A 24,905-nucleotide genomic window follows, 5' to 3' on the forward strand; every position below is an offset into this window, starting at 1 on the left:
TCAAAGCAGAATGCCAAAGCGAACCGCATCACGCCCGTAGGAATGATGCGGTTCGCCGCACTCACGAAAAAGGATCGATCAAGCGTCGCGCTTGACTTCCTTGAAGTCGGCATCGACGACGTTGTCGTCGGCCGGCTTGGCCTGCTGCGGCTGTTCGCCGACGGGCGCCGCGCCCGCTTGCTGCTGGGCCTGCATGTCGGCATACATCTTCTCGCCGAGCTTCTGCGACGCCGTGGACAGCGCTTCGACCTTCTCGTCGATCTGCGCCTTGTCGCCATCCTTCAGCACGCCCTCGAGATCCGTGATGGCGGCTTCGATGGCTTCCTTCTCACCGGCTTCGAGCTTGTCGCCGTACTCGGTCAGCGACTTGCGCGTGGCGTGCACGAGGCCATCGGCCTGGTTGCGCGCCAGCGCCAGCTCGGCCACCTTCTTGTCCTCGACCGCATTGGCCTCGGCGTCCTGGACCATGCGCTGGATCTCGTCTTCCGTCAGGCCGGAGTTGGCCTTGATGGTGATCTTGTTTTCCTTGCCGGTGCCCTTGTCCTTGGCCGACACGTGCAGGATGCCGTTGGCATCGATGTCGAAGGTGACTTCGATCTGCGGCGTGCCACGCGCGGCGGGCGGGATGCCTTCGAGGTTGAATTCACCCAGGCCCTTGTTGCCCGCAGCGATCTCACGCTCGCCCTGGAACACCTTGATGGTCACGGCCGGCTGATTGTCGTCGGCGGTCGAGAAGACCTGCGAGAACTTGGTCGGGATCGTGGTGTTCTTGGTGATCATCTTGGTCATCACGCCACCCAGGGTTTCGATACCCAGGGACAGCGGGGTGACGTCCAGCAGCAGCACGTCCTTGCGGTCGCCCGACAGCACCGAGCCCTGGATCGCAGCACCGGCGGCCACGGCTTCGTCCGGGTTCACGTCCTTGCGCGGATCGCGGCCGAAGAATTCCTTGACCTTCTCCTGCACCTTGGGCATGCGGGTCATGCCGCCCACCAGGATCACGTCGTCGATGTCCGACACCTTGACACCGGCATCCTTGATGGCGATGCGGCAGGGCTCGATCGTGCGGGCGATCAGGTCCTCGACCAGCGCTTCGAGCTTGGCGCGCGTGATCTTCAGGTTCAGGTGCTTCGGACCGGAGGCGTCGGCCGTGATGTACGGCAGGTTGATTTCCGTCTGCTGGGCCGAGGACAGCTCGATCTTGGCCTTCTCGGCGGCTTCCTTCAGGCGCTGCAGCGCCAGCACGTCCTTGCCCAGATCGACGCCTTGTTCCTTCTTGAACTCGGCGATGATGTAGTCGATGATGCGCTGGTCGAAGTCTTCGCCGCCCAGGAACGTGTCGCCGTTGGTGGAGAGCACTTCAAACTGCTTCTCGCCGTCGACGTCGGCGATCTCGATGATCGACACGTCGAAGGTACCGCCGCCCAGGTCATACACCGCGATCTTGCGGTCGCCCTTCTCCGCCTTGTCCAGGCCGAAGGCCAGGGCAGCCGCGGTCGGTTCGTTGATGATGCGCTTGACTTCCAGGCCAGCGATGCGGCCGGCGTCCTTGGTCGCCTGACGCTGGCTGTCGTTGAAGTACGCGGGCACCGTGATCACGGCCTCGGTCACTTCCTCGCCCAGGTAGTCCTCGGCGGTCTTCTTCATCTTGCGCAGCACTTCGGCCGACACCTGCGGGGGCGCCAGCTTGTTGTCACGCACCTGCACCCAGGCGTCGCCGTTGTCGGCCTTGACGATCTGGTAGGGCATCAGGTCGATGTCCTTCTGCACGGCCTTTTCTTCGAACTTGCGGCCGATGAGGCGCTTGACGGCATACAGCGTATTGCGCGGGTTCGTCACGGCCTGGCGCTTGGCCGGCGCGCGACGAGCGTCTCGCCATCTTCCATGTAGGCGATGATCGAGGGGGTGGTGCGACCGCCCTCGGCGTTCTCGATGATCTTGACCTGGCCGCCGTCGAGCACAGCCACGCAGCTGTTGGTGGTGCCCAGGTCGATACCAATGATCTTGCCCATGATGTTCGTGTCCTGATGAGAAATTAGGTGGGATGCCGGGAATGTTGGGATGCGCGTGGGGTTTTCAAGCCGCCACGGTGACGAGGGCCGGACGCAACACGCGATCAGCGATCAGGTAGCCCTTTTGCAGCACCATCACGACCGTGTTGCTCGCCTGCTCGGCGGGCACGGAGGAGATCGCCTGGTGGCGGTGCGGATCGAATTTCTCGCCCGCGGCCGGCGCGATCTCGACGAGATGATTGCGATCGAAGGCGTTCACGAGCTGGCGCAACGTGGCCTCGACACCGCTCTGCCAAGCCTCGACGCCTTGGTCAGGCGTGGCGAGCGCAGCCTCCAGGCTGTCCTTGACCGGCACCAGGCTCTCGGCAAACGACTCGATCCCGAACTTGCGGGCCTTGGTCACCTCATCCTGAGCCCGGCGGCGCGCGTTATCCGCCTCGGCGCGTGCGCGCAGTGCCTGATCCTGCAGATCCGCGACCTGGGCCTCCAATTCGGCCAGGCGCGCCTGCAATGCCGCCTGAGCGTCCAGGCCCGGCGCAGCGTGGTCATCGCCGGTGGCCGCCTGCGCGGCACCGGGCGTGGCGCCCTGCTGGGGTTCCTGGGCGTCCGGCTGCGGGCGATCCGGATCGAATTCGTGGTGAGCCGACATCGGCATCCTCCGTGTTGACAACGTTCTGACGAAAGAAGAAAGGGGCGCGAACTCAGATGAAGCCTCGAAATCGCGCCGTCGGGCGTGAATTGGGGATGCCAGCAGGGTCTTTCAAGGCCCTGACGCAAATTATTTTTTGAATGGCGGCCACGAAAAAGCGGCACCCGAAGGTGCCGCCATAGAACTGCCTTGAAAATGCTGCTCACTTCGTCGGGTGATCCGGATCCGTCAACGGCAACGGATCACTCGCGGGAAACGTGTCCTCGAGGGACTCATCCAGCTCTTTCTCGACCTCGCCTTCCGAGCCCTTGGGCTGCTTGGGCTTGTCGTTGCTGCCGGGAGAGACGGGATCGCTCGCCGGGAACGTGTCGTCGATGGCCTTGTCCAGGCGCTCATCGTCGGGCTGGGTCTTGCCGGCGTTGCCGCCGGTTTTCGATGCTTGGGTCATGTCAGGCTCCGAATTGCGCCTCACGGGCGCATCGGAAGCCAACCAAGCAAATTGCGTTCCGCAAGATCGGCAAGCGCGTCGATCCAAACGGGTGCGTCGTTGAGCGCAGGAATGTAGCGCAGCGACTCGCCGCCTGCCTCGTGGAAGGTCTCGGCGCAGCCCTGGGCCACCTCTTCCAGCGTCTCGAGGCAGTCCACCGCGAAGCCCGGACAGATCACGTCGAGGGTGCGCACACCGTCGCGCGCAAGGGCCTGGAGGGTGGGCTCGGTGTAGGGCTGCAGCCATTCCTGAGCGCCGAAGCGGCTCTGGAAGGTGACCACGACATCCGCCTCGGTCAGGCCCAGGGCCGCGGTCAGGCGCTGCGCCGTATCCAGGCACTCGGCGTGATACGGATCGCCTTGCTGGATGGACACCTTGGGCAGGCCGTGGAAACTCATGAGCAGGCGCTGCGCACGGCCATGCTCGGCCCAGTGGGCCTGCACCTGCGCGGCCAGCGCGGCGATGTAGCCCGAATCCTGACCGTAGCGCTGCACGAACCGCAGTTCGGGCTGGCTGCGCAAACCCCGCAGGTGCTCGGCCACCTTGTCGACCACGGTGGCCGTCGTGCTGGCGGCATATTGCGGATAGAGGGGCAATACGAGCATGCGCTCGCAGCCCTGCGCCCGCAGGGCATCGATGGCCGACGCCAGACTCGGCTCGCCGTAGCGCATGCCGAGCTCCACCTTCACGTTCAGGCCGCGCGTCTGCATGGCATGCGCGAGCGCCGCCTGTTGACGCCGGCTGTACACCATGAGCGGCGAGCCCTCGGGCAGCCAGACCGAGGCGTACTTGTCCTGGATCTTGCGCGGCCGCACGTTGAGGATGATGCCGTTCAGGATCAGCCACCAGAGCGGCTTCGGGATCTCGACGACGCGCGGATCCGACAGGAATTCCTTCAGGAAGCGACGAATCGCGCGGGGCTCTGCGGCGGTGGGCGTACCCAGGTTGACGAGGATGACGCCCACCGGGGCGTCGGCCATGGGCAGCGCGCCCGGTACACCCGCGGTGTACTGGGGCAGCCCGATGCTCCGGGCAAGGACGGGATTCATGAGTGTTGGCTGAGCGCGTTGGAGAGCAGACGCGATGTGATGTCCACGATGGGAATCACCCGTTCGTAGGCCATGCGCGTCGGACCGACGACGCCGAGCGTGCCGACGATCTGGCCGTCCACGCCGTACGGCGCCGTGATGACCGTGACGTCCTCGAGCGGCACGAGCTGGGAATCGCCACCGATGTAGATCTGCACGCCCTGGGCACGGCTCGACACGTCGAGTAGCTTGAGCAGGTCCGTCTTCTTTTCGAAGAGCGAGAACATCTTGCGCAGGCGGTTCATGTCGGAGGTGATGTCGGCCACTTCCAGCAGCTTGCTGCCCCCGAAGATGACCACGTCCTCAGTGTCCGAGGCCGATTCGGCGCCCGCATCCACCGCGGCCTGCATGAGCGTGGAAATATCCTCGCGCAGCTTCTGCACCTCGTTCTTCATGACAGCGCGAGCTTCGTCAAAGGACTTGCCCGAAAAGTGCTGGTTGAAGAAGTTGGCGGCCTCGATGAGCTCCTGCTCGCGGTAATCGCGGGGGACGAACACGATGCGGTTCTGAACGTCGCCCGAGGGCGTGACGATGATGAGCAGCACGCGACGATCGGACAGGCGAATGAACTCGATCTGCCGAAACGCCTGCGCGCGCTTGGGCGAGAGCACCACGCCGGCGAACTGGGACAGGTTGGACAGCAGCGCGGCTGCTGCACTCACGGCACGCTGCGGATCGGCCACGGGCAGCAACTCGCGCACGTTCGCGTGCGTGATCTCGAAGGGCTGCACCGCGAGCATCGTATCGACGAACATGCGGTAGCCCCGCGGCGTGGGCACGCGGCCAGCCGAGGTATGCGGGCTGTGGATGAGACCGAGCTCTTCGAGATCGGCCATGACGTTGCGAATGGTGGCGGGCGACAGATCGAAGAGTTTCGACAGCGTGCGCGAGCCAACCGGCATGCCATCGGCGATATACCGTTCTACCAGAGCCTTCAGCAAAGCACGTGCGCGTTCATCCATAGGGTTTATTCTAGAACAGTCCACCTATAATCCAACAAAGAATCCCCCTACCGGCGCAGCCTGATGCTTTTTCCCACCGTCGCCCTGATCGGGCGCTACAACGACGCCGGCATTGCCGAACCGCTGCTTGCGCTTGCGCAGCAGCTTCAGGCGGCTGGACGTGACGTGCTCTTCGAGGCCGAGACCGCTGCCAATACGGGTGTCACGACCTACCCGACCGCAAGCACGAGCGAGATCGGCGCACGCGCCGCGCTGGGCATCGTCATGGGCGGCGATGGGACGATGCTGGGCGCCGCACGTCGGCTCGCCCCGTTCGGCACGCCGCTCATCGGGATCAACCACGGCCGCGTCGGCTTTGTCACGGACATCACCCACGCCCAGGCCGCTGAAGCGATCGCGCAGATCCTGGAAGGCCGCTACGAGGCCGATGAGCGCATGCTCGTCACGGGCACCGTGCGCCGCGGCGACACGGTGCTCTACGAAGCCGATGCGTTGAACGACGTTGTCCTGAGCCGGGCTGGCCGCGGCGGCATGATCGACATGCACATCGCCGTGGACGGTGCGAGCGTAGCCACCATGCGCGCGGACGGCCTCGTCATCGCCACGCCCACCGGCTCGACCGCCTATGCGTTGTCCGCCAATGGCCCCATCCTGCACCCGGCCGTGAGCGGACTCGTGCTCGTTCCCGTGGCGCCACAGGCGCTGTCGAACCGGCCCATCGTGCTGCCCGGCGCCTGTGAGATCGAGATCACGCTGCTCTCCACGGGCCGCGTGGAGGCGGGTGCGAGCGCCCACTTCGACATGCAGACGTGGTCGCAGCTCACGGAAGGCGATCGCATCGTGGTGCGTCGTGCCGCACACACCATCCGGCTGCTGCACCCCGTGGGCTACAGTTACTATGCGACGCTGCGCCAGAAGCTGAATTGGCATCGCATGCCCTCCCCCGGCGATGGCGAGGATGTTCCTGCTGGCAAACCCTCCGTCTGAGCGCCGCCTGCCGTCGTATGCTGCTGAATCTGCACATTCGTGATTTCGTCATTGTCGAGAGCGCCGAGATCGAGTTCGGCGCGGGTTTCACCGTGTTTTCCGGCGAGACCGGGGCGGGCAAATCCATCCTGATCGATGCCCTGGCCCTCGCCCTCGGCGAGCGGGCCGATGCCTCGGTGGTGCGCGAAGGCGCATCACGCACCGACATCACCGCGGTATTCGACCGCCCGGCGCACCTGCATGAGTGGCTCGCCGAACATGGCTACGACGCCGATACCCTGCTTCTGCGCCGCGTCATCGATACAAACGGGCGCAGCCGCGCCTTCGTGAACGGCGTGCCCGCCACGGTCGCGCAGCTGCGCGAGCTGGGCGAGCAACTCGTCGACATCCACGGCCAGCATGCACATCAGAGCCTGATGCGTGCGGATGCCCAACGCGATCTTCTCGATGGCCACGGCGGCCATGGCGAGCTGCGCGGCGCCGTCGCCGAGGCCTGGAAGCGCTGGCGCCATCTCGAGCGCCAGCTCGCCGATCTCCTGCGCGATGCCGAAGGTCTCGAGAACGAGCGCGAGCGACTGCAATGGGAATTCGACGAACTCGACCGCCTGGCGCTGGCGCCCGGGGAATGGGCGGGCCTGCAGGCGGAGCACGAGCGCCTGGCCAATGCGCAATCCCTCATCGACGGCGCGGCCCAGACGCTGCAACAGCTGGACGAAGCCGACGACAGTACGCGCCATCAGCTCGCTGCCGCTGCGCAACGCGTGGACCAGCTCGCGCGACACGACCCGGCGCTGCGCGACGTCGCCGAGGCACTCGAGACGGCCAGCATCGGCCTGGCCGAGGCGGTGTCGGGTCTGCACAGCTATCTCGGCAAACTCGAGCTCGACCCGCAGCGCCTGGCCGAGCTCGAAGCCCGCATCCAAGGGGTGTTCGACGCCTCGCGCAAATACCGGCTCGCGCCCGACGCGATTCCCGAGCGCCACACCTGGCTCTTCGAGCGTCTGCAGACGCTTGCCCAGGCACATGATCTGGACGGCCTGCGCCAGCGCGCGGCCGACGCGGGTGCCGCCTATGACAAGGCAGCCCGCAAGCTGCGCCAGGCACGCGCCAAGGCGTCCGATGCCCTGGCCGCCGCAGTCACTGACGCCATGCAGACGCTCGCCATGACCGGCGGGCGCTTCGCGGTCCACCTGGCGGATGGCGAGCCGGGGCCGGCGGGCGATCAGTCCGTGGAGTTCCGGGTGGCGGGCCATCCTGGCACCACGCCCCGCTCGCTCGCCAAGGTCGCCTCCGGCGGCGAGCTCGCGCGCATCTCGCTGGCGTTGTCCGTCATTGCAAGCCAGGCCGCCCGCGTGCCCACGCTCATCTTCGACGAGGTGGACACGGGCGTGAGCGGCGCCGTGGCCGAGGTGGTCGGCCGCCTGCTGCGCTCGCTCGGCGCGCGTCACCAGGTGCTTTGCGTCACCCACCTGCCCCAGGTCGCCGCCTGCGGCAACACCCATTTCCAGGTCAGCAAGGAGCCCGTGGATGGCACCACGCGCTCGCGCATCGACCGCCTCGACGCCCGCGGGCGCATCGACGAACTCGCCCGCCTGCTCGGCGGCATCCAGATCACGGACACCACCCGACGCGCCGCGCGCGAGATGCTGTCCCGCCAACCCTGAAGGAGACTCTGCCTTGTCCGACGCCCCGGCCCTGGCCACGGTTGCCGAGCGCATCCGCGCCACCGCTGCCACCCGTCCCGAGCACGTCGCGCTGCGCGACGCGGCCGACGCCTGCCTGACCTACGCCGAACTCGACGTCCTGCTCGACCGCGTGGCTGCCGCCCTGCAGCGTGATGGGGTCAAACCCACCCAGACCATCGCGATCTGCGCCACCAACAGCCTCACGTACGCGGCCGTCTATCTGGGCGCCGTCCGCGCCGGCGTCGCCGTCGCGCCGCTGCCGCCGTCGGCCACGTCCTCGGCGCTGGCCGCCATGCTGACCGATGCGGGTGCGCGCCATCTCTTTCTGGACGAAGCGAGCGCGCCGCTCTTTGCGGACACCGCGTGGACGGGCACGCGCATCGGCCTGGACGACGCCACCCCGGGTGCCACGCCACTGGCTGCCTGGCTGGCTGCGCCTGACGCTCGTCCGGCACCGGTGCAACCTCAGGCCGCCTGGCCCTTCAACATCATCTATTCGTCCGGCACCACCGGCACGCCCAAGGGCATCGTGCAGCCCTTCGGCATGCGTGCCGTACAGCTGCAGAGCGGCTCGTCGACACTGAGCGGCTACGGCGAGCACAGCGTCACGCTGCTCTCGACGCCGCTGTATTCCAACACCACGTTGGTGAGCTTCTTCTCGACGCTGGGAAATGGTGGCACCGCGATCCTGATGCCGCGCTTCGATGTGCCGACCTACCTGGCGCTTGCCGAGCGCCACCGCATGACGCACACCATGCTCGTGCCCACCCAGTATCAGCGGCTGCTCGCGCATCCCGAGTTCGACAAGCACGATCTGTCTGCCACCCAGACCAAGCAGTGCACGAGCGCACCGTTCGCCCCGCAACTGAAGGCCGAGGTGCTGCGGCGCTGGCCCGGGCGGTTGATCGAGTCCTACGGCATGACCGAAGGCGGCGGCGTCTGCATCCTGGAAGCCGATCGCTTTCCCGAGAAGCTGCACACGGTGGGCAAGCCTGCCAACGGCCACGAATTCCTCCTGCTCAACGACGCTGGCGAACCGGCGGCGCCGGGCGAACCTGGCGAGATCGTGGGCCGCTCTCCCGGCATGATGCTGGGCTATCTGAATCAACCCGCCAAGACGGACGAGGCCCAGTGGTTCGACGCCGAAGGCCGCCGCTTCATCCGCACGGGTGACGTGGGCCGCTTCGACGAGGACGGCTTCCTGGTGCTCATGGACCGCAAGAAGGACATGATCATCTCGGGTGGCTTCAACCTCTACCCGAGCGACATCGAAGCCGAGTTCCGCGCCCACCCGGACGTGGCCGACAGCAGCGTGGTGGGGGTCGCCTCTGAACGCTGGGGCGAGACGCCGGTGGCCTTCGTGGTGCCGCGCGCGGGCGCGCGCCTGGAGCCCGAGGCGGTGCTCGCCTGGGCCAACGCACGGCTCGGCAAGATGCAGCGCCTGGCCGATGTGCGGGTGGTGGACGACCTGCCGCGCAGCCCCATCGGCAAGGTCCTCAAGCGGGAATTGCGGGATCAGTACGAAGCGCGCTCGGACGCTTGACCGAGGCGCATCCGGGACGCACGCGCCGGAATCTGAAACCCTCTGCTCGGCAGCGCTGAGGGGCCAGACGTGACAAGGGCCTGAGCATCGCTCAGGCCCTTGTGCGGTGGGCGCAGATCACGCGGCGACCCGGCTGGCCGGGCCCCGCGCTGGACGACAGGCGATCAGCCCAGCGTCGTGCCGCCCTTCTGGCGCGATCCCGCGCACTGCGGGCAGATGCCATACAGCGCCATGGCATGGCCCGTGAGCACGAAGTTGTGCTCCTTGGCGACGTTGTGCTGACGGCGCTCGATCTCGGCGTCGTAGAACTCTTCGACGCGACCGCAGTTGGTGCACACGAGGTGATCGTGATGATCGCCTTCGTTGAGCTCGAAGACGGCCTTGCCGCTATCGAACTGGCTGCGGGTGAGCAGACCCGCCTGCTCGAACTGCGTGAGCACCCGATACACGGTGGCAAGACCAATCTCGACATTCTCGGCCATCAAGGCGCGATACACGTCTTCGGCGCTCATGTGGCGCGTATCACCCTTGCGGAAGATGTCGAGGATCTTCAGCCGCGGATACGTGGCCTTCAGGCCCATGCTCTTGAGCTCGTTCTGGTCTGACATGAGGAATTCCCTGCTTGCGGCTTCAACCGGTATGATACCGGTTTTGCGGCACCATCCGATACAGGCTCCTCACACGTGTCCCTCGTCTCGTCTTACTCCTTTGGGCGGCGCGCTGCGCGCCTGGCCACCGTGGCCGTCGCGGTCACCCTGCTCGCCGCCTGCGGCGCGGTCGATCGCACCGGCCGCGCGTTCTGGCAGCCCTATCGCCCCAACGTCCAGCAAGGCAACTGGGTCACTGCCCAGCAGGTCGAGCAACTGCGCCCCGGCATGACGCGCGAACAAGTCCGCTTCGTGCTGGGCACGCCCACGCTCACGCCGGTGTTCCATGCCGAGCGTTGGGATTACCCCTACTTCCTGAAGCCTGGCTACGGTCAGGTCCAGGAGCGCAAGTTCACCGTGTTCTTCGAGAACGATCGGCTCACGCGATGGGAAGGCGATCCGCTGCCCAACCAGCAGCCCTTCCAGCCCGCGGCCGAAGGCAAGGAGGCTTTCAGCCCCCTGCCCGTGCCCGGTGCCGTGCTCGATCCCGGCATGAACCAGCTCGGCAGCCCGGTGCCCATGTCGGCCGAACAGGCCGCGCGCGGCGAAGTCCGCACTGACAGCCAGGAGGCCGCCACGGACGAGCAGCCGGACCTGAACGTGCGCAATCCGCTGCTGCGTCTGCAGCGCGGCCCCGCCGTCGACCCGTCGGCCGTGCCTCAATCCGGGCGCGGCGGCAATACCGTTCCCCTGCGTTGAATGAACTAAGGCAGTCTGCATGACCACACCGATTCGCGTCGCCATCGCCGGCGCTGGCGGCCGCATGGGCCGAGAACTCATCCAGGCTGTCGTCGACAGCCCGGATCTCACCCTCACCGTGGCGCTCGAACGCGCCGGCGGTGAGCTCTGCGGGCAGGACGCCACGGCTTTCCTGGGCCGCGAATCCGGGGTGCGCATCACGGACGATCTCGGCGCACTGGCCGAGGCCGATTGCCTGATCGATTTCACCCGCCCGGAAGGCACGCTCGTGCATCTCGATGCGTGCGTCGCCCATGGCGTGAACCTCGTCATCGGCACCACCGGGTTCGATGACGCCGGCCGCGCGCGCATCCAGGCGGCGGCAGCCCAGGTCGGGATCGTCTTCGCCCCCAACATGAGCGTGGGTGTGAACGTCACGCTCAAGCTCCTCGAGCTGGCCGCACGCTCGTTGAAGGACTACGACGTCGAGATCTTCGAAGCCCACCACAAGCGCAAGGTGGACGCCCCGTCCGGCACCGCGCTGAAGATGGGTGAGGTGATCGCCGACGCCTGGGGCGAGTCGCTCGACGACGTCGCCGACTGGGCGCGTCACGGTCACACCGGCGAGCGCGAACCGGGCCGCATCGGCTTTTCCGTGCTGCGCGGCGGCGATATCGTGGGCGATCACACGGCATTCTTCTGCGGCACCGGCGAGCGCATCGAGATCACGCATCGCTCCAGCAGCCGGGCCAACTATGCGAGCGGCAGCCTGCGTGCCGTGCGCTACCTGGCCAGCCAGCCGGCCGGCCTGTACGACATGCAACAGGTGCTTGGCCTGAACGGCTGAAACGTCGTATCTGCCTGCCGTCAGCTGGCGGCGGGCATCACCGGCTCGCGTTCGAGCCCCACGCCAAAGCGGGCACGCACGGCCGTCTGCACGGCCTCGGACAGGCGCAGTACGTCGTCCGCATTCGCCCCGCCGTGATTCACCAACACAAGCGCATGCCGTTCGTGCATGCCCACCGCTCCCAGTCGGCGCCCCTTCCACCCTGCCTGTTCGATGAGCCAGGCCGCTGCGAGCTTGACGCCGCCGTCGGCCTGCGGCCATGCGGGCAGGCTGGCATGTGACGCAGCGATCGCGCGGTAGGTCGGCACGTCCACGACGGGGTTTTTGAAGAAGCTGCCGGCGTTGGGCAAGACCGCCGGATCCGGCAGCTTGGCGCGGCGGATCGCGCAGACCGCGTCGAACACGGCCGCTGGCGTCGGGGGCGTATCGGCCCACGCGGGGTGCTGGCGCAGATCAGGATAATCAAGACGGGGCTGCCAGCGATGCGGCAGGCGTACGCGAACCGCCGTGATGAGCCAACGCCCGGGCTCGGCCCGCTTGAATGCGCTGTCACGGTAGGCAAAGGCACAGGCTTGCGGCGTCCACTCCTGCCAGACGTGCGCCTTGAGATCGTAGGTGGTGACCCCGACGATGCGCTCGCTGATCTCAAGACCGTAGGCGCCGATGTTCTGCACGGGCGCCGCGCCCACCGTACCGGGGATCAATGCAAGATTCTCGAGGCCCCCAAGCCCACGGGCCACGCCGTAGGCCACGAAGTCGTGCCAGGATTCGCCCGCACCTGCTTCGAGAATCACGCCTTTCGGCCCCGAGGCCACTTCACGGATGCCGCGTAGCTCCACCTTCACCACGGTGCCTGCCATCTGGGGCGGCAAGACGACGTTGCTGCCGCCGCCCAGGATGAACACCGGGCCCGGCAGGTCGGCCACGGCCGGGACATCGGTCAACGCCGTGAGGCGCACGAGGCGCGCCGCCTGCGCGCGCAGGGCCAGGGTGTTGGCCTGAGTGAGATCAGCGAGGGGATTCGGTTCGAGCACGCGGCGATTATGTCATACTGGCGGGCTTGTTACAGGAGCCCACTCATGCCCTCATTCGACACCGTCTGCAAGCCCGATCAGGTCGAACTGCGTAACGCCGTCGAGCAAGCCAACAAGGAAATCGGCACGCGATTCGACTTCAAGGGATCGGACGCGCGCATCGAGCATACCGACAAGGTGCTCACGGCTCATGCCGACAGTGATTTCCAGCTTGAGCAGGTGCTCGACATCCTGCTCGGCAAGATGACCCGCCGCAACGTGGACGTTCGCTTTCTGGATCATGGCAAGGTCGAGAAGATGGGCGGCGACAAGGTCAAGCAGGTGCTGACCGTGCGCAACGGCATTCCGCAAGAGAACGCCAAGAAGATCGTCGCCATCATCAAGAATGCCAAGATGAAGGTGCAGGCGAGCATTCAGGGCGATGCGGTGCGGGTGCAAGGTGCCAAGCGCGACGACCTGCAGGCCGCCATGGCGATGCTGCGCAAGGACGTGCAGGACATCCCGCTCACGTTCGACAACTTCCGCGACTGAGCCTGCCAGCCGCCACGCTGGGCGGCTGCACGCGGCGCACGCTGGACGAGCCGGCCATGCCGGCTCGTCGTGCGTCAGCCTTCGACGACGGCGTAGGCCGAGTGGTTGTGGATGGACTCGAAGTTCTCGGCTTCGACCACATAGCTGCCCACGCCGGGGAACACGGCCACGCGCGCGGCCACGTCACGCACCAGATCCTCGACGAACTTCGGGTTGTCGTAGGCGTGCTCGGTCACGAACTTCTCGTCGGTCCGCTTGAGCAGGCCCCAGAGCTCGCACGAGCCTTCGCTCTCGATGGCCTTGATGAGGCCTTCCAGCGAGAAGCCCTCGGTGTCGTCCAGGACAGCATGCACGGTGACATGCGAGCGCTGGTTGTGCGCGCCGTATTCCGAGATCGTCTTGGAGCAGGGGCACAGGCTCGTCACCGGCACCACCACCTTCACTTCCATCTGCACGCCGTCAAGGCCCGCACGCGCCGTCCACTGCACTTCGTAGTCGAGCAGGCTCTGCACGCCGGAGATTGGCGCTGTCTTGTTCACGAAATACGGGAAGGCGGCAATCAACTCCCCGCGCTCGGCGTTGAGCAGACCGAGCATCTCGGCTGCGATGCCGGCGAAGCCCTTCGTATCGACCGGCGTGCGACGGTGCTTCTCCAGCAGCGCCACGAAGCGTGACATGTGCGTGCCCTTCTGGTCGGCGGGTAGTGCCACCGTCAGCGTCCACTGCGCCACGGTGGGCAGGGGCGAGCCGTCTTCGCAGGCAACGATGAAGGGGTGGCGCACACCCCGGATGCCGACACGCTGGATGGCGATCTGGCGGGAATCATAGGCGGACTGGACGTCCGGCATGACGAGCGCGGAATCGACGGGAGAATTCATGGGCAGCTAAGGGCAAGAAAGAGGCAATTGCCGGACATTATGACGCATCGCACCTGCCCGCCTGCGCAAGGCCCTGCCACCGGCACGGACAAACGCAGTACGGGTATCACGGAAAGCCACGCTCAGGCAGCAGCCTCGCGGGGTGCGGCAGATACCGCCGACGCAGGAAACCGGGCGCGCACCGCCGCTTCGATGCCAGCGGCATCCAGCCCCTGTGCCGCGAGCAGGGCCGATTGCTCGCCATGATCGATGAAGACGTCGGGCAGGCCCAGTTGCAGGACGGGCACGGTCACGCCGGCGTCGTTGAGCACCTCGGTGACGGCACTGCCAGCGCCGCCCATCACGCTGCCCTCTTCCACCGTGACGATGGCGGCGTGACGCGCGGCCTGCTCCAGGATCGCCTCGCGATCGATGGGCTTGACGAAGCGCATGTCGAGCACGGTGGCGTCGATCGCTTCGGCCGCGCCCAGCGCCGCGGCGAGCCGGGTGCCGAAGGCCATCAGCACGACGCCCTCGCCGTCGTCGGCAGCGCGTTCGCGGCGAACCACCGCCTTGCCCAGCGGCACGGTCTCCAGAGTGACCGACGGCGTGGCACCGGTGCCGGCGCCCCGCGGGTAGCGCACGGACGCCGGACCCGGGTACTGGTAACAGGTGGAGAGGAGCAGGCGACACTCAGCCTCGTCCGAGGGCGTGGCCACGACCATGTTGGGAATGCAGCGCAGAAAGGCGATGTCGTAGTTGCCCGCGTGCGTGGCGCCATCCGCCCCGACCAGACCGGCGCGATCGAGCGCGAACGTCACGTCCAGGTTTTGCAGCGCGACATCATGGATCAATTGATCGTAGGCCCGCTGCAGGAAGGTCGAATAGATGGCCACGACAGGCTTCTGGCCCTCGCAGGCGATACCGCCAGCGAAGGTGACGGCGTGCTGCTCCGCGATGCCCACGTCGAAGTAGCGCGTGGGAAAGCGCTGCTCGAATTCCACCATGCCGCTGCCTTCTCGCATGGCGGGGGTAATGCCGACCAGACGCGGATCGGCCGCGCCCATGTCGCACAGCCATTGGCCAAAAACCTGCGTGAACGACTGCTTCGCGGGGGCGCCCGCCGGACGGATGCCGACGGCGGGATCGAACTTGCCCGGGCCGTGATAAAGCACGGGATCCGCCTCGGCGAGCTTGTAGCCCTGCCCCTTACGCGTAACCACGTGCAGGAACATCGGCCCGCTCTGGTTGCGCAGATTCTGCAGCGTGGGCACCAGGGCATCGAGGTCATGACATCGATGGGACCGAAATATTGGAAGCCCAGCTCTTCGAACATCGTGCCGGGCGCGACCATGCCCTTGGCATGGTTCTCGAAGCGGCGCGCGAACTCGAGGACGGGCGGAATGCGCGAGAGCACGGCCTTGCCGACGTTGCGCGCCGCCGCATAGAACCCGCCTGACATGAGCCGGGTGAGATAGCGGTTGAGCGCACCCACCGGCGGCGAGATGGACATGTCGTTGTCGTTCAGGATGACGAGCAAGTCCACGTCCGGCGTGACGCCGGCGTTGTTCATGGCTTCGAAGGCCTGGCCGGCGGACATCGCCCCATCGCCGATCACGGCGATGTGCTTGCGGCGCACGCCGGTATTGCGCGAGGCCACGGCCATGCCCAGGGCGGCCGAGATCGAGGTGGACGAGTGCGCGGTGCCGAAGGCGTCGTACTCGGATTCCACCCGGCGCGGAAAGCCGGAGATGCCGCCCGCCTGCCGCAGGGTCGACATGCGATCGCGTCGGCCCGTCAGGATCTTGTGCGGGTAGGTCTGGTGGCCCACGTCCCACACGATACGATCATGGGGCGTGTCGAACACATGATGCAACGCGATCGTGAGTTCGACCGTACCCAGATTGGAGGACAGGTGCCCGCCGGTGCGCGACACCGATTCCAGCACGTAGGCACGCAGTTCCGCCGACAGCGTGTCGAGTTGGCTGCGGGAGAGCCGCCGCACATCGGCTGGCGACTGGATTCGGTCCAGCAAGTCAGTAGTCATCCGCAAATTATCCAATATCGCCGGCCTGGCCGGCTCCGCAGCTCAATGGCCGCGCAACACGATGTAATCGGCCAGTCCGGCCAGCGGTTCGGATTGCCGGCAGGCATCGCCCATGGCACCAATCGCGCCGTGCGCCTCGCCTCGCAACACCTCGGCGAGCTCGCGAGCACGTTCCAGGCCCAGGAGCGACACGTAGGTCGGCTTGTTGTCCGCGCTGTCCTTGCCCGCCGTCTTGCCGAGCGCCGCGCTGTCCGCACTCACGTCGAGGATGTCGTCCACGACCTGAAAGGCCAGTCCCAGGGCCTGGGCGTAGGTATCGAGCGTGCGGCGCAGGGGCGAGCTCGCCCCTGCCACGACAGCGCCCAGCGCGATGCTGGCACGCAGCAACGCACCCGTCTTCATGCGATGCATGGTCTCGAGCTCGTCGAGCGTGAGCACGTGCCCCACGCTCGCGAGATCGATCGCTTGGCCGCCGACCATCCCCAGGCTGCCACTGGCATCGGCCAGCGTGCGTACCGCCTGGGCGACGAGCGCCGGTGCGATGGGCATCTGAGCGAGACACGTGAAGGCCAGCGGCTGCAGCGCGTCCCCCGCGAGCAGCGCGCACGCCTCGTCGAACTGGACGTGGGCAGTCGGCCGACCACGCCGCAGCACGTCGTCGTCCATGCAGGGCAGATCGTCGTGCACGAGCGAGTAGGCATGGATGAACTCGACAGCGGCCGCTGCGGCATCCAGCGCCGCCGCGCTCGCCTGTGTGTTGGCGCCGCAGGCCGCGCCTGCGGCGTAGACGAGCGCGGCACGCACCCGCTTGCCACCGCCCAGCACCGCGTAACGCATGGCCTCGTGCAGACGCTGCGGCGCCGTATCCGCCGGCGGCAGATGGCGCTCGAGCGCCGCTTCCGTGCGCTGGCGGGTGGCTTCGAGCCAGGCGGCGAACGCCATGTCCTCGGCCGTATCGTCGCGCGCGCTCATGCATCCCCCCGGACGTCTTCATTCTGCAGCGGGCGCAGCAAATCTGCGTCCAGCACGCTCACCTGCTGCTCGGCCTGGGCCAGGTGACGCTGGCACGCCCGCACCAGAGCCACGCCCTGGCGATAGGCCAGCAGCGAGGCTTCCAGCGGCAGGTCGCCGCGCTCGAGATCCCCGACGATGCGTTCCAGGCCCGCCAGAGCGGCCTCGAAATCATCGGGAACGGGCGGTTCGGCGTCAGGGGCACCCGCAGGGCGGGAAGAAAGATGGTCGCTCATGGAACTCCTGCAGCCCCTCGTGACCGGGCCGGCCGGCAAGGGCATCAAAGCCCGCGATTGTAAAGGAAGCAAGGGCCTCGAGTCAGGGGAACCCCGTGCCGGTTTGGCTGTCCTTCCCCATGGAGGTACAATGCAAGGTTTCCTTGATCCACCCCGATCAAATTTTCTTCGCGCCGCCCCAACCGTCATATCCGGGAAAGTCGGCCACACCACTTTGGCTCGTGTGCACCGTTCGTCATGGCATCGCTTTCTGCCCCTGGGCAGGGATCGTGCGAGGGCGCGGGGCATCGACCCTACGCGGAGGGAATCATGACCGACATCGGTCGTTTGGCACATGTGGCAGCCAGCCGGGCGCAGTTGCCCGTAACCGCCTACTTCGACAACGCAAGATTCGAGCGGGAACTGCAAACCATCTTTCAGCAATCGGCGCTGTACGTGGGCAGCGAAAAGCTCGTGCCCCACGTCGGCGACTATCGCACGCTCCTGCAAGAGGACAACGGGCGCGCGCTCGTGCGCAATCCTGAGGGCGTCGAACTCATCTCCAACGTCTGCCGGCACCGGCAGGCCGTGATGCTGGGCGGCAGCGCCGGCAACGTGACCGGCCCCTCAGGCAGCCATGGCAACCTGCGCGCGCAAGGCGGCAACATCGTCTGCCCCCTGCACCGCTGGACGTACGACGCCCGTGGTCAGCTCCTGGGCGCGCCGCAGTTCGACAGCACACCCTGCCTGAACCTGCAGCGCTTTCCCATGCAGAACCACAAGGGATTCCTCTTCGAGGGGCCGCGTGACATCGGCAAGGATCTCGGCCGCCTGCTCGGCCGGCCCGAATTCGACTTCTCGGATTACGTGCTGGACAAGGTCGAGGTGCATCACTGCAACTACAACTGGAAGACCTTCATCGAGGTCTATCTGGAGGACTACCACGTCGGGCCGTTCCACCCCGGCCTGGGCCGCTTCGTGACGTGCAACGATCTCGAGTGGGAGTTCACCCAGCAGTACAGCCTGCAGAAGGTGGGCGTGCACAATGCGCTCGCGCAGCCGGGCTCGGCAGCCTACCGCACCTGGCACGACCGCCTGCTCGACTACCGCGGCGGCAAGGCCCCGGATTTCGGTGCGATCTGGGTCACGTACTTCCCGACCTTGATGATCGAGCTCTATCCGCATGTGCTCGTGATGTCCACGCTCTACCCGAAGGGGCCGCAGGAGACGATGAACATCGTCGAGTTCTACTACCCCGAGGAAATCGCGGCTTTCGAGCGTGAATTCATCGAGGCGCAACAGGCGGCCTACATGGAAACGGCGATCGAAGACGACGAGATCGCCGAACGCATGGACGCCGGGCGCCGCATCCTCATGGAACGCGGCGTGAACGAGGCCGGCCCTTATCAGTCCCCCATGGAAGACGGCATGCAGCACTTCCATGAATGGTATCGCGACGCCATGGGCGAGACGGTACGCGACTGACGCGCTGTCGGCCGGCTGCGACCGCGGCCGGCCTGCCTGATCTCCTGCCGGTCATACCCAGGTGCCCGCTCAAGCGGGCACCTCGCGTTACAATGGCCGGTTATCCCGCCCACGGATTCAACAACCGCTCCGGCACACGCATGGACCACACCACTACTGCCTCGGCCGAACCGGCCGCTGCGGCTGCCGCACCCACGCGCGCCCGCAAAGTCTTCATCCGCACCTTCGGCTGTCAGATGAACGAGTACGACTCGGCCAAGATGCTCGACGTGCTCAACGCCGATCAGGGCGTCGAACTCACGCAGGACGTCGAAGAGGCCGACGTCGTTCTCTTCAACACCTGTTCGGTGCGCGAGAAGGCCCAGGAAAAGGTCTTCTCCGATCTGGGTCGCGTCAAGATCCTCAAGCAGAGCAAGCCTGACCTCGTCATCGGCGTGGGCGGCTGTGTCGCGAGCCAGGAAGGCGCGGCCATCGTCAATCGCGCGCCTTACGTGGATGTGGTCTTCGGTCCGCAAACCCTGCACCGCCTGCCCGAGCTCATCGCCCGCCGCAAGCGCGAGGGCCGCGCCCAGGTAGACATCAGCTTTCCCGAAGTGGAGAAGTTCGATCACCTGCCGCCCGCCCGGGTCGAAGGCCCGACCGCCTTCGTGTCCATCATGGAAGGCTGCAGCAAGTACTGCAGCTTCTGTGTGGTGCCCTACACGCGCGGCGCGGAAGTCTCGCGCGCTTTCGACGACGTGCTCACCGAGATCGCCGACCTGGCCGACCAGGGCGTGCGCGAAGTCACGCTGCTGGGGCAGAACGTCAACGCCTATCGTGCGCCGCTGGGCGACGACGGCGAGGTGGCGGATTTTGCGATGCTGCTCGAGTACGTGCACGAGATCCCCGGTATCGAGCGCATCCGCTATACCACCTCACACCCCAAGGAGATGACGCCCCGGCTTATCGCCGCACACGGCAATCTGCCCAAGCTCGTGCCCTTTCTGCACCTGCCCGTGCAGGCCGGCAGCGACACCGTGCTCTCCGCCATGAAACGCGGCTACACGGCGCTGGAATTCAAGTCGCTGGTGCGCAAGCTGCGCGCGGCGCGCCCCGGGCTCACGCTCTCGTCGGATTTCATCGTCGGCTTCCCCGGCGAGACCGAAGCGGATTTCGAGAAGACCATGGCGCTCATCGAGGATGTCGGCTTCGACACCTCGTTCTCGTTCGTCTATTCCCGCCGTCCGGGCACGCCCGCGGCCGATCTGGAAGACGACACGCCGCAGACGGTCAAGCTCCAGCGCCTGCAGCGCTTGCAGGCGCGCATCAACGAGCAGGCCCAGGCCATCAGCGCCAGCATGGTCGGCACGGTACAGCGCGTGCTGGTCGAAGGCACCGCCCGCAAGGATGCGAGCGAACGCATGGGCCGCACCGAGAACAACCGCATCGTGAATTTCCCGGGTTCGGAGCGCCTGATCGGCCAGATGATCGACGTGCGCATCGTGCACGCCTATCCGAACAGTCTGCGCGGCGAAGTGCTGACGAGCGACACCACTACCATCGAGAGCAGCACGCCGCGCGGCGTGCGCCAGGAGAGCCTCACCGCATGACCGCCACCCGAGCGCGCGCGTCGCGCCGTCCCCGCACCACCACCGTCCTGCTCGACGGCGACAATACCCAGCTGGCCAATCTGTGCGGCCCGCTGGACGAGAACCTGAGACAACTGGCCGACGCCTACGACGTGCAGGTGGGGCGTCGTGGCAACCGGGTCACGATCACCGGCGAGCAGGCCGAAGAAGCCGCCGTCGTGCTGAACGTGCTCTACGTGCGTGCGCGCCATCGCGCGCTGTCCGTGGATGACGTGCAGCTGGGCATGGTGGAACTGCAGGCCATGCAGCGCGAGGCAGCCACCGCTGCCGAAACCGCAGCGGATACGTCGAAGAAGGCTGTGGCCAGCGTGCCGACGCCCCCGCCCACCGAGATGCCGGACGACGAAGCCATCGTGCTGCGCACGCGCCGCTCGGATCTGCGTCCGCGCACGCCGCGCCAGCGCGATTACCTCAAGCGCATCCTCGCGCACGACATCACGTTCGGCACCGGGCCTGCGGGCACGGGCAAGACCTGGCTTGCCGTGGCATGTGCGATCGATGCGCTCGAGCGCGACACCGTGCAACGCCTCGTGCTCACGCGCCCGGCCGTGGAGGCCGGCGAGCGCCTGGGTTTCCTGCCGGGCGATCTCACGCAGAAGGTCGATCCTTATCTGCGCCCGCTCTACGACGCGCTCTACGATCTGCTCGGCTTCGAGCGCACGCAGAAGCTCTTCGAGAAGCAGACCATCGAGATCGCCCCGCTCGCCTACATGCGGGGTCGCACGCTCAACCATGCGTTCGTGATCCTGGACGAAGCCCAGAACACGACGCCCGAGCAGATGAAGATGTTCCTCACGCGGATCGGCTTCGGCAGCAAGGCGGTGATCACGGGCGACCCGTCCCAGGTGGACTTGCCGCGGGGTCACCGCAGCGGACTGGCCGATGCCCTGGAAGTGCTGGATGGCGTCAACGGGATCGCCTTTGCGGGCTTCACCAGCAAGGACGTGGTACGTCACCCGCTGGTCGCGCGCATCGTGGATGCCTACGACAAGGCCGCCGACAATGCCTGAAACGAGCGCCCCCCGGCTGAGCCTGTCAGTGCAGTACGCCACCCCCGCGCCGGAACTGCCGCGTGACCAGTTGCGTCGCTGGGCCACGCGCGCGCTCACAGCGGCGGCACGCGAGCACGACGACATCGCAGGCGCGAGCCTCACGCTGCGCATCGTGGATGCCGACGAAGGTCGATCGCTCAACCAGGGCTACCGCGAACGCGATTACGCCACCAACGTCCTCACGTTCGAGTACGGCGAGGATCCGGACGGCCTCCATCACGGCGACATCGTGCTCTGCCTGCCCGTGCTGGTTCGCGAGGCACAGGAACAGGGCAAGACACTCCAGCAGCATGCCGCGCACCTCACGGTGCACGGCGTGCTCCATGCCCTGGGCTACGACCACATCGAGGCTGACGAAGCCGCCGCCATGGAGGCGCTCGAGGTGCGCGTGCTGACCGCGATGGGCCTGCCCGACCCTTACGCGTGAAGGGAAATCGAATCTAGAGTATGCGCAAAAGGTGTTCTGCAATGCAGAACGCCCTGCGCCGGCCGTGGACGGGACCGCGCGCGAACCAGTAGACTGAACCTGCAGTATGACAATAACGATCAGGTTCAGGAGACAGCATGTTCGACCGGCATCTACCGTTCTGGCCGCCGCACGCCCTGCACACCCTGTCGGTGCCGCAAACCTCGCTTTGCTACAACCTGGATGTCAGCGCCACGCGCTATCCCGGGAAGACCGCCATGGTCTACTACGGTCAGGCGATCGACTATGCGCGCTTTCTGCGGGAAGTCGAAGCCTTGGCCGGGTACCTCGCGGGCCCCTGCGGCGTGGGGCGGGGTGACCGTGTCCTTCTCAACGTCCAGAACAGTCCGCAGTTCCTGATCGGCTACTACGCGATCCTGCGCGCCAACGCGGTCGTGGTGCCGGCCAATCCGATGTTGCGCACGGATGAGTTGCGCTACCTGCTGCAGGACAGCGGCGCGAATACGGCCATCTTCGGTCAGGAGGGGCTCGCCGAGTGGCAGCCGCTGATGGCAGACGGCAGTCTGCATCACGGCATTGCCGCCGCCTATTCGAGCTACCTGCCAGCCGAGCCTGTGGGCGCCCTGCCCGACATCGTCGCGGCGCCGGTGGCAGCGCTGCCGTCCGTGTCGTCCCCCCACTCGCTGGTGCGTTGGGACGATGCGCTCGGCGCCGCCCTGCCCCCGCCCGTGGCGCAAGTCGGACCCGACGACCTGGCGGTCCTGCCCTACACCTCCGGCACCACCGGTGCGCCCAAGGGCTGCATGCACACGCACGGCACCGTGATGAGCACGGCGGCAGCCCAATCCGTGTGGGTGGCCAGCGCAGGCGATCGCGTCGCCCTCGCCACCCTGCCGATGTTCCATGTCACGGGCATGCAAGGCGGCATGAACGTGCCCATCCTCGGTGGCGATACCGTCGTCATCATGACCCGGTGGGACCGCAACACGGCCGCGCTCCTCATCCAGAATTACCGGATCACCGCGTTCACCGCGATCACGACGATGCTGGTGGATTTCCTCGGCAACCCCGAGCTCGGCCGCTACGATCTGTCGTCCCTGCGCCATCTGTCCGGTGGCGGCGCGGCCATGCCGCAGGCGCTCGCCGAGCGTCTGCGCCAGGTCATCGGCCTCGATTTCGTGGAGGGCTACGGGCTTTCCGAAACCATCGCCCCTACCCACATCAATCCCGTGCATCGGCCCAAGCGCCAGTGCGCCGGCATCCCGATCTTCGGCGTGGACGCGCGCGTCGTGGACGTGGAGACGCTGCGCGAGGTGGGCGTGGGCGAGACGGGTGAGATCGTCGTCAACGGGCCCCAGATCTTCAAGGGCTACTGGGGCAAACCGCAGGCCACCGAGGAATCCTTCTTCGAGCTCGACGGCAAGCGCTTCTTTCGCACGGGCGACCTCGGCCACTACGACGAGGAAGGCTACTTCTTCATCACCGACCGCCTGAAACGCATGATCAACGCGTCGGGCTACAAGGTCTGGCCCGCCGAGGTCGAGGCAATGCTGTATGGCCACCCGGCCATCGCCGAAGCCTGCGTCATCGCCTCACGCGATGCGCACCGCGGCGAGACCGTCAAGGCCGTCGTCGTGTTGCGCGATGACGCCATCGACACCACCCGTCCCGACGACATCACCGAATGGGCGCGCGAGCACATGGCCTCCTACAAGGTGCCGCGCATCGTCGAATTCGCCGACAGCCTGCCCAAGACCGCCACTGGCAAGGTCTTCTGGCGAAAGCTGCAGGAACATGAGTACGCCAACCAAGGGAAAGCCTGACCATGGAATTGAACTATTCCCCCGAAGAACTCGCCTTTCGCGACGAAGTCCGCTCGTGGCTTCGGGAGAACCTGCCCGAAGACCTGCGCACCAAGGTCGAGCGCTACGAAGGGCTGAGCCGCGAGGACCTCATCCGCTGGCACAAGCTGCTGGCCAGCAAAGGCTGGGCAGGCCCCGCATGGCCCGAGGAATGGGGTGGCCCGGGCTGGGATGCCACCCAGCGCTACATCTTCGAGGAGGAGTGCGGTTTTGCCGGTACGCCTCCGCTCGTACCCTTCGGCCTGTCGATGTGCGCGCCGGTCCTCATGCGGTTCGGCACCCAGGCGCAGAAAGAGCGCTTCCTGCCGCGCATTCTCAATGCCGACGATTTCTGGTGCCAGGGCTATTCCGAGCCGGGTTCGGGCTCCGATCTTGCCTCGCTCAAGACCCGCGCTGTGCGCGACGGCGATCACTACGTCGTCAATGGCCAGAAGATCTGGACCACGCTCGGCCACTACGCCGACTGGATCTTCTGCCTGGTGCGCACGGATTCGAACCCGCGCATCCGCCAGGAAGGCATCAGCTTTCTGCTGATCGACATGAAGACGCCCGGCATCACCGTGCGCCCGCTCATCCTCATGGACGGTCATCACGAGGTCAACGAGGTCTTCTTCGATGACGTTCGCGTGCCGGCCGAGAATCTGGTGCACGAGGAAGGCAAGGGCTGGACGGTAGCCAAGTTCCTGCTCGGCCACGAACGCATGAACACGGGCCGCATCGGGGTGTCCAAGCGCGAGCTCGCCCAGCTGAAGGAGCTCGCCTCGCGCCAGCCCGCCGGCGGCGGTCGCACCATGATGCAGGACAGCCGGTTTCGGGATCGCATGACGCGACTGGAAGTCGAGCTGCAGGCGCTGGAGATCACCAACCTGCGCTTCCTGGACCAGTTGCGCGGCGGCAAGGCGCCGGGCGCGGAAGTCTCCATGCTCAAGCTGCGCGGCACCGAGATCCAGCAGGCGCTCACCGAGCTCATGATGCAGGCCGTCGGCATGCAGGCCGCGGCGTTTGCCCCGGATGGTCTGCAGCAGGCGGGCGAGCTCGACACGCTCACCAGCAATCTTGCCGCACGCTACTGCAATTTCCGCAAGACAAGTATCTATGCCGGTTCCAACGAGATCCAGCGCAACATCATCGCCAAGATGACCCTGGGTCTCTGAGCACAACGGAAGCCTAT

General features: G+C 66.5%; 21 protein-coding genes and 2 pseudogenes. 12 read left to right on the forward strand and 11 right to left on the reverse strand.

Going from position 1 to position 24,905, the window contains the following annotated elements; translation table 11 throughout:
• Nucleotides 1-78 precede the first annotated feature (78 nt).
• The 5 genes and pseudogenes from dnaK to hrcA form a co-directional block, all read right to left on the reverse strand.
• Nucleotides 79-2,012 (reverse strand): annotated as a pseudogene (gene dnaK / locus IMZ29_RS00165) (molecular chaperone DnaK).
• 64 nt (nt 2,013-2,076) lie between these two features.
• The gene (gene grpE, locus IMZ29_RS00170) at nt 2,077-2,661 is read right to left on the reverse strand and encodes a nucleotide exchange factor GrpE (protein WP_216179007.1); all 585 of its coding nucleotides are present in this window, start codon (nt 2,659-2,661) and stop codon (nt 2,077-2,079) included.
• Between the two features lie 202 nt (nt 2,662-2,863).
• Nucleotides 2,864-3,109, reverse strand: a complete 246-nt coding sequence (locus IMZ29_RS00175) for a hypothetical protein (RefSeq protein ID WP_216179009.1) — start codon at nt 3,107-3,109, stop codon at nt 2,864-2,866.
• A 20-nt stretch (nt 3,110-3,129) separates the two neighbouring features.
• Nucleotides 3,130-4,197, reverse strand: a complete 1,068-nt coding sequence (gene hemH / locus IMZ29_RS00180; protein ID WP_216179011.1) for a ferrochelatase — start codon at nt 4,195-4,197, stop codon at nt 3,130-3,132.
• Nucleotides 4,194-5,198: a heat-inducible transcriptional repressor HrcA gene (gene hrcA / locus IMZ29_RS00185; RefSeq protein ID WP_216179013.1), complete on the reverse strand. Its 1,005-nt coding sequence runs from the start codon at nt 5,196-5,198 to the stop codon at nt 4,194-4,196. The genes hemH and hrcA overlap by 4 nt, the downstream gene beginning before the upstream one ends.
• 63 nt (nt 5,199-5,261) lie before the next feature.
• Here hrcA and IMZ29_RS00190 point away from each other — a divergent pair, with 63 nt between their 5' ends.
• Genes IMZ29_RS00190 through IMZ29_RS00200 form a run of 3 tightly spaced genes read left to right on the forward strand, consistent with a single transcriptional unit; the run spans nt 5,262 to nt 9,413 of the window.
• Nucleotides 5,262-6,185 carry an NAD kinase gene (locus IMZ29_RS00190; RefSeq protein ID WP_216179015.1) on the forward strand — a complete coding sequence of 308 codons (924 nt, stop codon included), beginning with the start codon at nt 5,262-5,264 and terminating at the stop codon, nt 6,183-6,185.
• A 17-nt stretch (nt 6,186-6,202) separates the two neighbouring features.
• A complete protein-coding gene (gene recN / locus IMZ29_RS00195; RefSeq protein ID WP_216179017.1) occupies nt 6,203-7,849 on the forward strand; it encodes a DNA repair protein RecN in 1,647 nt (548 codons plus the stop codon).
• Nucleotides 7,850-7,862: 13 nt separating this feature from the next.
• The gene (locus IMZ29_RS00200; protein WP_216179019.1) at nt 7,863-9,413 is read left to right on the forward strand and encodes a class I adenylate-forming enzyme family protein; all 1,551 of its coding nucleotides are present in this window, start codon (nt 7,863-7,865) and stop codon (nt 9,411-9,413) included.
• A gap of 164 nt (nt 9,414-9,577) precedes the next feature.
• Here the strand turns inward: IMZ29_RS00200 and fur are convergent, their stop codons facing one another.
• On the reverse strand, nt 9,578-10,021 hold the full coding sequence (fur, locus tag IMZ29_RS00205) for a ferric iron uptake transcriptional regulator (RefSeq protein ID WP_216179021.1): 444 nt from the start codon (nt 10,019-10,021) through the stop codon (nt 9,578-9,580).
• A 75-nt stretch (nt 10,022-10,096) separates the two neighbouring features.
• Here fur and IMZ29_RS00210 point away from each other — a divergent pair, with 75 nt between their 5' ends.
• Together IMZ29_RS00210 and dapB are read left to right on the forward strand one after the other, a co-directional pair.
• The gene (locus IMZ29_RS00210; protein WP_371820046.1) at nt 10,097-10,759 is read left to right on the forward strand and encodes an outer membrane protein assembly factor BamE; all 663 of its coding nucleotides are present in this window, start codon (nt 10,097-10,099) and stop codon (nt 10,757-10,759) included.
• Between the two features lie 19 nt (nt 10,760-10,778).
• Nucleotides 10,779-11,585: a 4-hydroxy-tetrahydrodipicolinate reductase gene (gene dapB, locus IMZ29_RS00215; protein ID WP_216179029.1), complete on the forward strand. Its 807-nt coding sequence runs from the start codon at nt 10,779-10,781 to the stop codon at nt 11,583-11,585.
• 20 nt (nt 11,586-11,605) lie between these two features.
• Here dapB and murB read toward each other — a convergent pair whose 3' ends face one another.
• On the reverse strand, nt 11,606-12,619 hold the full coding sequence (murB, locus tag IMZ29_RS00220; protein ID WP_216179032.1) for a UDP-N-acetylmuramate dehydrogenase: 1,014 nt from the start codon (nt 12,617-12,619) through the stop codon (nt 11,606-11,608).
• A gap of 45 nt (nt 12,620-12,664) precedes the next feature.
• Between murB and IMZ29_RS00225 the strand changes: the two genes are divergently transcribed.
• Entirely contained in the window at nt 12,665-13,150 is a 486-nt protein-coding gene (locus IMZ29_RS00225) for a YajQ family cyclic di-GMP-binding protein (RefSeq protein ID WP_216179034.1), read from the forward strand.
• Nucleotides 13,151-13,224: 74 nt separating this feature from the next.
• On the opposite strand, the gene folE2 is transcribed toward IMZ29_RS00225, so the two are convergent.
• The 4 genes and pseudogenes from folE2 to IMZ29_RS00245 form a co-directional block, all read right to left on the reverse strand.
• A complete protein-coding gene (gene folE2, locus IMZ29_RS00230) occupies nt 13,225-14,028 on the reverse strand; it encodes a GTP cyclohydrolase FolE2 (protein ID WP_216179042.1) in 804 nt (267 codons plus the stop codon).
• A 122-nt stretch (nt 14,029-14,150) separates the two neighbouring features.
• Nucleotides 14,151-16,054: pseudogene (gene dxs / locus IMZ29_RS00235) on the reverse strand (1-deoxy-D-xylulose-5-phosphate synthase).
• A gap of 42 nt (nt 16,055-16,096) precedes the next feature.
• On the reverse strand, nt 16,097-17,026 hold the full coding sequence (locus IMZ29_RS00240; RefSeq protein ID WP_371820047.1) for a polyprenyl synthetase family protein: 930 nt from the start codon (nt 17,024-17,026) through the stop codon (nt 16,097-16,099).
• A complete protein-coding gene (locus IMZ29_RS00245; protein WP_216179043.1) occupies nt 17,023-17,301 on the reverse strand; it encodes an exodeoxyribonuclease VII small subunit in 279 nt (92 codons plus the stop codon). Before IMZ29_RS00245 ends, IMZ29_RS00240 begins: the two co-directional genes overlap by 4 nt.
• A gap of 309 nt (nt 17,302-17,610) precedes the next feature.
• Here IMZ29_RS00245 and IMZ29_RS00250 point away from each other — a divergent pair, with 309 nt between their 5' ends.
• The 6 genes from IMZ29_RS00250 (at nt 17,611) to IMZ29_RS00275 (ending at nt 24,888) form a co-directional block, all read left to right on the forward strand.
• Nucleotides 17,611-18,765 carry an aromatic ring-hydroxylating oxygenase subunit alpha gene (locus IMZ29_RS00250; RefSeq protein ID WP_216179046.1) on the forward strand — a complete coding sequence of 385 codons (1,155 nt, stop codon included), beginning with the start codon at nt 17,611-17,613 and terminating at the stop codon, nt 18,763-18,765.
• A gap of 140 nt (nt 18,766-18,905) precedes the next feature.
• Entirely contained in the window at nt 18,906-20,354 is a 1,449-nt protein-coding gene (gene miaB / locus IMZ29_RS00255) for a tRNA (N6-isopentenyl adenosine(37)-C2)-methylthiotransferase MiaB (protein ID WP_216179048.1), read from the forward strand.
• Nucleotides 20,351-21,403 carry a PhoH family protein gene (locus IMZ29_RS00260; RefSeq protein WP_216179049.1) on the forward strand — a complete coding sequence of 351 codons (1,053 nt, stop codon included), beginning with the start codon at nt 20,351-20,353 and terminating at the stop codon, nt 21,401-21,403. The genes miaB and IMZ29_RS00260 overlap by 4 nt, the downstream gene beginning before the upstream one ends.
• Entirely contained in the window at nt 21,396-21,872 is a 477-nt protein-coding gene (gene ybeY, locus IMZ29_RS00265) for an rRNA maturation RNase YbeY (protein WP_216179051.1), read from the forward strand. Before IMZ29_RS00260 ends, ybeY begins: the two co-directional genes overlap by 8 nt.
• A 137-nt stretch (nt 21,873-22,009) precedes the next feature.
• Nucleotides 22,010-23,695, forward strand: coding sequence for a long-chain fatty acid--CoA ligase (locus tag IMZ29_RS00270; RefSeq protein ID WP_216179053.1), 1,686 nt, complete (start codon nt 22,010-22,012; stop codon nt 23,693-23,695).
• A 2-nt stretch (nt 23,696-23,697) separates the two neighbouring features.
• Entirely contained in the window at nt 23,698-24,888 is a 1,191-nt protein-coding gene (locus IMZ29_RS00275) for an acyl-CoA dehydrogenase family protein (protein ID WP_216179055.1), read from the forward strand.
• The last annotated feature ends 17 nt before the right edge of the window (nt 24,889-24,905 follow it).

The sequence above is a fragment of the Verticiella alkaliphila genome (genome assembly GCF_018904615.1).
GTDB classification, from domain to species: domain Bacteria; phylum Pseudomonadota; class Gammaproteobacteria; order Burkholderiales; family Burkholderiaceae_B; genus Verticiella; species Verticiella alkaliphila.